At 60.8% G+C, this 8,088-nt stretch carries 8 protein-coding genes and 1 tRNA gene; 4 read left to right on the forward strand and 5 right to left on the reverse strand.

All coding sequences use genetic code 11. The features are described 5' to 3' along the window. Positions 1 to 60 precede the first annotated feature (60 nt). Entirely contained in the window at positions 61 to 1,128 is a 1,068-nt protein-coding gene (locus M3G19_RS09450) for an HNH endonuclease signature motif containing protein (RefSeq protein ID WP_259902353.1), read from the forward strand. 124 nt (positions 1,129 to 1,252) lie between these two features. Here M3G19_RS09450 and M3G19_RS09455 read toward each other — a convergent pair whose 3' ends face one another. After that, the gene (locus tag M3G19_RS09455; RefSeq protein WP_259902354.1) at positions 1,253 to 2,284 is read right to left on the reverse strand and encodes a hypothetical protein; all 1,032 of its coding nucleotides are present in this window, start codon (positions 2,282 to 2,284) and stop codon (positions 1,253 to 1,255) included. Between the two features lie 72 nt (positions 2,285 to 2,356). On the opposite strand from M3G19_RS09455, the gene M3G19_RS09460 reads away from it, so the two are divergent. Together M3G19_RS09460 and M3G19_RS09465 are read left to right on the forward strand one after the other, a co-directional pair. Then, positions 2,357 to 2,968, forward strand: a complete 612-nt coding sequence (locus M3G19_RS09460) for a DUF1707 domain-containing protein (protein WP_259902355.1) — start codon at positions 2,357 to 2,359, stop codon at positions 2,966 to 2,968. A gap of 27 nt (positions 2,969 to 2,995) precedes the next feature. Then, on the forward strand, positions 2,996 to 4,276 hold the full coding sequence (locus M3G19_RS09465; RefSeq protein WP_259902356.1) for a pyridoxal phosphate-dependent aminotransferase: 1,281 nt from the start codon (positions 2,996 to 2,998) through the stop codon (positions 4,274 to 4,276). 35 nt (positions 4,277 to 4,311) lie between these two features. Here the strand turns inward: M3G19_RS09465 and M3G19_RS09470 are convergent, their stop codons facing one another. From M3G19_RS09470 to dcd, 4 genes are all read right to left on the reverse strand, one after another. Next, positions 4,312 to 5,142, reverse strand: coding sequence for a hypothetical protein (locus M3G19_RS09470; protein WP_259902357.1), 831 nt, complete (start codon positions 5,140 to 5,142; stop codon positions 4,312 to 4,314). Positions 5,143 to 5,461: 319 nt separating this feature from the next. Beyond that, the gene (locus M3G19_RS09475; RefSeq protein WP_259902358.1) at positions 5,462 to 6,790 is read right to left on the reverse strand and encodes a UDP-glucose/GDP-mannose dehydrogenase family protein; all 1,329 of its coding nucleotides are present in this window, start codon (positions 6,788 to 6,790) and stop codon (positions 5,462 to 5,464) included. A gap of 116 nt (positions 6,791 to 6,906) precedes the next feature. After that, on the reverse strand, positions 6,907 to 7,215 hold the full coding sequence (locus tag M3G19_RS09480; protein WP_259902359.1) for a hypothetical protein: 309 nt from the start codon (positions 7,213 to 7,215) through the stop codon (positions 6,907 to 6,909). Positions 7,216 to 7,343: 128 nt separating this feature from the next. Then, entirely contained in the window at positions 7,344 to 7,910 is a 567-nt protein-coding gene (dcd, locus tag M3G19_RS09485) for a dCTP deaminase (RefSeq protein ID WP_259902360.1), read from the reverse strand. A gap of 102 nt (positions 7,911 to 8,012) precedes the next feature. Here dcd and M3G19_RS09490 point away from each other — a divergent pair. After that, positions 8,013 to 8,086: transfer RNA gene (locus M3G19_RS09490), tRNA-Gly, on the forward strand. The last annotated feature ends 2 nt before the right edge of the window (positions 8,087 to 8,088 follow it).

Consider the following 8,088-nt stretch of genomic DNA (forward strand, 5'->3'; position numbering starts at 1 on the left):
TCTACTGTAATGGACATTGTTCGATAGACCTCGGCTTGCATCTGGTTTAGCGTTTGTGGCATGAACCAATTCGCAGCGCATGTGGGCGCAGGCAACGCCATCGACCTGCTGGGTAGTTTCGACGCCCAACAGCTTGTCGACGCCGGGGCCAACCCCACCCGCGTTGCCGATTGGAAAGGCGTCTACGAGGTCTACTACGGAAAATCCCGCTCCACCCGCAAACAAGCTCACGCGGTGCGCATCGCCCGCCAAACCGCGAAATCACTCGACCAACTCGTCTTCATCGAACAACACATCAAAGCCGCCAGCTCCGAGAGCGAAAAATGGAAACTCCGCCTCGCCCTGCTGTCCGTGCGCGGGAACTACGAGACGTTGAAACGCCGCGCCAAAGACATCGTTCCTGAGGTGGATACACCTGCTCCGGAGTCGTCGGTGCGGTTCGGCAAGCCCCGGAAAGGTAAGCGCACTTTCAGTGCTACTGGTGATGCGCGTGATATCGCCGCCCTTGAGTACGCGCTGCGCCAAAAACTCGACGCTAACCGTCCTGAGGGCCCGCAGATGTACGAGGCATTCCACGACCTACTCCACAAGGACGGTGCTGTCGCTGAGGCTGTTCCACGCCCGCTGGTCCAGATCCCGCTTCCGGATTACATCAAGGTCCTCGGCGGCCAGGGCGATGACACCATCCTGGGGTTGTCTGATGGCACGACGATGACTGGTGCGGAGTATTTGGCGCACCATCACTCCAAAGACCTTGAAGTGGCACTCTTCCACCCGCAGCACGGTCCGGTGAACCTGTACAACACGAAACGGTTCGCTAATAAGAAACAACGCGACCTCGCCCGGGCAACACTGACGACGTGTCCTGTGCCGGATTGCCGGCATGCTGCTGATAACTGCGAGGTCCACCACATTGAACCGTGGGCCCGCGGTGGGCAGACGAATATGAACAACCTGTCGGTGTTGTGCAGGTATCACAACCGCACCAACGATGATGACCCCGACAGGCATAACAGGGGTCGAATACAGATGCGCGATGGGACACCAACATGGATCTCACCGCGCGGAACACCAGTACCGAACAGCACACACCAATACGGTGCCATGCACCTGCTGTTCGGAACATAGAGAAAAGGCCGCAGACAAAGTCTGACCACGCTCATCGCGTGAATTAGGCATGTCCACGGCCACTTCCGCACGCCCAAAACAAAAACCGGGCCCCACAACGGGACCCGGTCTTTGACGCGGCGTTTTAGTACATGCTCATGTAGCCACCCGGCTGCTCCGGGTGCTGGTACGGCTGGCCGGCGGGATTGCCTGCCGGCCCCGTCGCCTGGCCTGCCTTCCCGTATTCACTGATCCAGCGGTAAATAAACACGATGCCCAGGACCTCGACTGGCAAGGCTACGATTCCCCCGGCGCCAAGCGTGAAGAAAACGAGAGCCATACATGCGATTCCCAGAAGGAACAAGGCACCGAAAACGCGCCAGTACTGAGCTTTCACGTCATGCCACGCGGCCCCGAACGCACCGATGGCGGAAGTCTTTCCGTCGATCGCATAGAGCGGGACCATCACCAAGATCGGCATGAGGAAGATCATCCCGAGCCAGAGAACGAAGGAAAGGAAGACCCCGAGTACCGGAACTTGATTTGCCAAGAGACCTGCAACGAAGATGTAAGCGATTAGAACGACCATCACTAGGGCATAAGCTGCAAGACCCTGTCCCCACGGCACATTCTTGAATATGTTGCTCCACGTCGGCTTGACACCTCGGGTGTCCTGCAACGCGGTCTTGCAAAAGACGACGTTAACCGCGAACGAGAAAGCGTAAAGCAGGATGCAAAAGATGACCATGGATATCAACGCGCTTTTACTGAGGTCTCCGGTATCGGGATCCGCGCCTGCCACGATCTGCGGAAGAATGAGGACGAGAGCGCCGACGATAGCGATGATCATCGGGAGGAACTGCAAGCCCAAGTAGACGTGCCACTGGCTGGTGAAGAAGCGCTTGAAGCCGAAGGCGACTGCCTCAGCGGGAGGCAGCTCTGCTGGCGGAATGTGAAGCGGGCGACCGGACTCGGACTGGGATTCCGGGTTCACGTAGCCGGAAGTCGGCGGATACGGGTTGCCTGGCCCCTGGTACGCATTGCCTGGCCCCTGCCCCTGGCCGTAGTGCTGGCCGTACGCCTGTCCGGCGTTTTGGCCGGCGCCGTAGCCACCGGGTTGGCCGGAGGGGTTACTGCCGTACTGCGGGTAACTGTTGGGATCATTGGGATTGGTCATGGGCTACATAATATTTGAGGCCAAATGATTGTCTAGGCGAATCGGCGCATCGGACGGATTAGTATTGGAATCGTGACGTATCAGCCCCCGCATAATCCGCAGAAGCGCAGCAGTGATCTTGTCCGTTTGTCGGATTTGGATCGCTCGGACGCCGTGGCGCGGCTGAGTTATGCGCTCGGCGAGGGCCGGTTGGACAGCGACGAGTTCAACCGTCGTTGCGAACAGGTAGAGCAGGCGACGACGCGGCAGGATTTGGTGCCGCTGTTCAGTGATCTGCCGGAGCATCAACGCCAGGAGGTCGCCGAGCAGACGTTCACGCGTAGCGAGATTGAACGCGCCCGCGCGAACGGGAAGAACACGCGTCTGGGCATTTTCCTCTTGGGGTCGTTGGCATCTTTCGCGGGAGCGGTGGGGCTTTCGACCGCGACGGGGTCGGGGGCATGGGCGTTGTTGCTGCTGATCATCCCGACGCTATTCACGCTTCTCTACATCATGAAGGCCGGGCCGGACAGCTGGTACGCACCGAGTCCGAGGCAGCTCGACCGCCAAAGGTTCCGGGAGTTGCAGCAGGCGAACCGATTGGAGTTGGAGCGTCGGAAGGTGGAGCGCACTTTGCAGCGTGACCAGCTGACGGGCGAGGCGATGAATTTGGCGCAGCGCACGTTGAACCGTTTCACGAAATAGGCACCGGATTTTTGGGACAATTGCCGTATGAGCAAAGAAAAGAAGCCCGGCAAACAGGAAAAGCAGCAGCGTGCGCCGCTGAAGCGTCACCGCCACTTCGATCAGGCGGAGAAGATCAAGGGTGTGTCGTACGATCTCCGCGGCCCTGTCGCGACGGCGGCGGAGGAGATGGAGCGCGACGGCCACACCATTTTGAAGCTCAATACTGGTAACCCGGCGGTCTTCGGTTTCGAGGCACCGGATGTGATCATGCGGGACATGATCGCGGCGTTGCCGACATCGCAGGGGTACACGACGTCGAAGGGCATCATTCCGGCGCGGCGTGCCATCGTCACGCGTTATGAGGAGATCGACGGCTTCCCGGACTTCGACATCGACGATGTGTATTTGGGCAACGGCGTGTCCGAGCTCATCACGATGACGACGCAAGCTTTGCTTAACGACGGCGACGAGGTCCTCATCCCCTCCCCCGACTATCCCCTCTGGACTGCTGCGACGACGCTCGCGGGCGGTAAGGCTGTCCACTATCTGTGCGACGAGGAGGATGGTTGGAACCCGTCGATCGAGGACATCCGCTCGAAGGTCACGGACCGCACGAAAGCGATCGTGGTGATCAACCCGAATAACCCGACGGGCGCGGTCTATTCGAAGAAGGTTCTGGAGGATATCGCCGACGTCGCGCGCGAGCACGAGCTCATGGTGCTCTCCGACGAGATCTACGATCGCGTGCTTTACGACGGCGCCGTGCACCACTCCATGGCCGCCATCGCCCCCGACCTAGTCACTTTGACGTTCAATGGTCTTTCCAAGGCCTACCGCGTGTGCGGCTACCGCGCCGGCTGGCTGGTGATTACTGGTCCGCGGCGCCGCGCCACGGGCTTCATCGAGGGCTTGGACCTCCTTGCCGGCACGCGTCTGTGCTCGAATGTGCCGGGCCAGCATGCCATTCAGGTCGCTCTCGGCGGACGCCAGTCCATTTACGGCCTGACCGGCGAAGGCGGCCGCTTGAAGAAGCAGCGCGATGTCGCTGTGAAGAAGCTCCGCGAGATCCCTGGCGTCTCCGTCGTCGAGCCGAAGGGCGCGATGTACGCGTTCCCGAAGCTGGACATGGACATGTACCAGATCCACGACGACGAGCAATTCATGCTCGACCTACTCAAGAGCGAGAAGATCCTCATGGTCGGCGGCTCCGGCTTCAACTACCCGACGCCGGACCACTTCCGCGTGGTCACCCTCCCGTGGGCGTCCCAGCTGGAAAACGCGCTGGAGCGCCTGGGCAACTTTCTGGCGGACTATCAGCAGAACTAGCCCGAGTTACCACTAGCGGAGTTCACGTGGGGCGCTCAGTTGTGGAGCGTCGCCTCCGTTCTGCCGACGTAACGTGCCTTGGTTTTAGAGTCGACAACCGCTGCGTAGATATCCATCCGGGTCTTATTTCCGTCAGGATGCACAACGAATCCGCTCTTATAGTGGGAGTCGTACCAGCCACCAGCGACAGGGAAAATCGGTTCGGAAACAGCTGACCAGTTCATCCCGTCAGCTGAGCGCATCAAGTGGACTCGACTGTCTACCCCGTTCTGGTTCCATCGGCTGACTGTGAGTAGCCCATACCAGGAACCGTTGACGTGCTGGATGTCGATGTGCCACGGCTCGAAATCTGGGCCCAAGGAGTTGATGCCGCAGGGGTTCGTGGCACCCCAGCTTTCCGGGGTCGGAACCAGATCAGTGGTCTCCCAGTACACCAATTCATTCTCACCGGTCGAAGTCTGGACAGCGTACATCCGCCACACCTCGCCAATTCGCACGAGGGATTGAGAAAGCGAATTACGCGTGGGCGTGGCGATGAGCACGGGTTCTGTCCAGTTGGCTCCGTCCGTCGAAGTCCTCATGTAGAACTCGACTTTCCTGTTCTCAGTCACTTTCCGCCAAGTCATGTACATTGTTCCGTCAACAAGAACCAGGTTGGTGTCGGAGTTGTACGCGCCTCGGCCGCCGGGTTCGTCATCAAGCGGGTTGCTCACTCCCCGCGGAACTTCCCAGTGATCGCCGTCGTGCGAAGCGACGATATTGGGGTCTTCCTCCGAATCCTTGCCAGACGGGTACGGCGTCATCGCCATCCAGTACTCGTAACCATTCCAGCCGCGCGGAATGTGCACGACCGAAGGGTGAGTCACTTGCCCTGATCCATCGTGGGTGGGAATCTCCAGTTTCGTTGGCTCCGGCGCAAACCCCGGTCTGGCAGTCTCCCGCACTGTGGTCTGTTCAGCAGCGGGTGTAGTAGTGGGTGTTGCTGGTGCACCTTGGCGACTCGCCTGTGAACTTCCACCTGCAACAGTAGCGACGATCCCCAGAGCCGTGAGAATTGCCGCGAGAACCCCCAAAACTCTAATGAGCTCAGGGATTCGCTGTGGCATTTCAGAAAGGTATGTCCGCAGACTATTCATGTATCAAAATTTATCTTGAAATGTGCGCGAGCACATGCACCAACAAGCGCTACAGGGATCGGCCGAGGGCCTTCAAGTCCCATCCGGCGGAGAGCCAGGGTTGGACAGGGAGGACATTGCGGGCGTCGATAAGCGTTTGCTTAGCGACGAGCTTCCCTGCGTGTACTGGGTCCAGCTGCTTGAACTCATCCCATTCTGTGGCGAGGATGACGAGCTCGGCGTCGGTGAGCGCGTCATCGAGCGAAGCCGCGTAGTCGAGCGTGGGGAAGACCTTGCGGGCGTTGTCCATGCCCTGCGGGTCGTACACGCGCACGGCAGCGCCCGCGAGACTGAGCTGCCCGGCGACCGCGAGTGCCGGCGAGTCGCGCACATCGTCGGAATTCGGCTTGAACGCCGCACCCAGGACCGTGATGCGGCGGCCAATGAGCGAGCCGAGCGTTTCGCGGGAGAGGTCGACGACGCGCTGACGGCGGCGCATGTTGATCGCGTCGACCTCGCGCAGGAAGGTCAGAGCTTGGTCCGCGCCGACCTCGCCGGCGCGCGCCATGAACGCGCGGATATCCTTCGGCAGGCAGCCGCCGCCGAAGCCGAGACCTGCGCCGAGGAATTTGCGGCCGATGCGGTCGTCGTGGCCGATGGCGTCGGCAAGCTGGGTGACGTCGGCACCGACGATCTCGCAGACCTCGGAGACCGCGTTGATGAACGAGATCTTCGTGGCCAGAAACGCGTTCGCGGAGACCTTGACCAGCTCAGCAGTCTGCAGGTCAGTGACGATGAACGGGGTGTCCTTGCCGAGCGGCGTCGCGTAGATCTCGCGGGCGACCTCTTCGGCCCGCGAATTCTCCCCGCGCGTGCCGAGCACGATTCGGTCCGGCTCAATCGTGTCCTTGACCGCGTAGCCTTCACGCAGGAATTCCGGGTTCCACGCCACCTCGACGCTCGCGCCCTTGCCGGCCTGCTCGGCTTCAGCGTCGGCGCGCTCCTGCAGCGCGCGTGCCGTGCCGACCGGCACCGTCGACTTGCCGAGGATCACGTGCTCGCCCTCGAGGTGCGGGACCAGCGAGTCGATCGCAGCCTCGACATAGGTGGTGTCCGCCGCATACGAACCGCGCTGCTGCGGAGTGCCCACGCCAATGAAGTGCACGTTCGCGAACGCCGCGGCTTCCTCGTAGTCAGTGGTAAAGCCCAAGCGACCGGACTCGATATTGCGTTTGAGCACTTCTGGCAGCCCCGGCTCGTAGAACGGCACGTCGCCGTTCTTCAACGCGTCGATTTTCGCCTGGTCAACGTCAATGCCGAGCACCTCGTGCCCCAGTTCCGCCATGCAGGCGGCGTGCGTTGCTCCAAGGTACCCGGTGCCAATCACAGTCATGCGCATACGGGTCATTATGCAAGGTTCGCGCCCACCTTGACCCATATCGCGGTTAAGGTCAGCCGAATTGGGAATGAACAAAGCGGGCACGCAAACCGCGCGCCCGCTTTAGCTCCGGGAATCTAGTGAGCGTGGCCGCAACCGCAGCCCGCCGGCTCCTTGACCTCGTGCGGCTCGCACTCGCACTCGCCCTTTTCGTGATGGTGCTCGTGACCGTGCTCAGTGCAGTGTGCGTGGCCCTGGCCCTTCTTGCAGTCGCACTCGCACTCGTTTGTTTCGCAGTCGCAGGTCATGTGGTGACCGCACTGGCAGTGGCCCGACTCGCAGTTGCACTGCGCGTCGGTGGCGTGCACGTCTTTGAGGCCGAGGTCGTTCTTGTCGTCGTGGCCGCCGCAGCAGCCCTGGTTAGCAGCGTCGTTGGGGGTGGTCATGGGGGACTCCTGTCTCCTAAGTGAAAACGTTTTCCGTTAATGAAAACCTGTTGAAAACGAGCTTAATCACTCAACCCCACTCGCGCCGAATACGCCGCGATTACAACGGGGTAAATCACCCCCGCAAGCTATTGCCGGAAGTTCAGGTACGCCTTCGACGGCGTCGGGCCGCGCTGCCCCTGATACTTGGAACCGACGGCAGATGAACCGTAGGGATTCTCGGCGGGCGACGACATCTGGAACAGCGCAAGCTGCCCCACCTTCATCTCCGGCCAAAGGGTGATCGGCAGGTTGGCCACATTGGACAGCTCGAGGGTGATGTGGCCGGTAAAGCCCGGGTCGATGAACCCTGCGGTGGAGTGCGTGACCAGGCCGAGGCGTCCAAGCGAACTCTTGCCTTCCAGGCGTCCAGCGAGGTCGGCGGGCAGCGCGAAATTCTCGAGGGTAGCGGCGAGGACGAATTCGCCGGGGTGAAGCACAAACGGCTCCCCTTCCGGAACTTCCACCTCGGTGGTCAGCTCCGGCATTTCCTTCTTCGGGTCGATGTGCGTGTACTTGGAGTTGTTGAACACGCGGAAGAAGCGGTCGATGCGCACGTCCACACTGGACGGCTGCACCAGGTCCGGGCTGAACGGATCGATGCTCAGACGGCCGGAGTCGATGGCGGAACGAATGTCACGGTCAGAAAGAAGCACGGCTTCATCTTACGGTGCCGCCTTCTGCCGCGGGCTGGCAGGGTTTTTCAGTCTCGGATACGGGCGGTGCTACGATGATCTGCGCTGCTTCCGAGCAGCGACGCCGGCGTAGTTTAGTGGTAGAACATCAGCTTCCCAAGCTGAGAGTGCGAGTTCGATTCTCGTCGCCGGCTCCAAT

This window comes from Corynebacterium sp. p3-SID1194 (assembly GCF_025144155.1).
Classification (GTDB): Bacteria; Actinomycetota; Actinomycetes; order Mycobacteriales; family Mycobacteriaceae; genus Corynebacterium.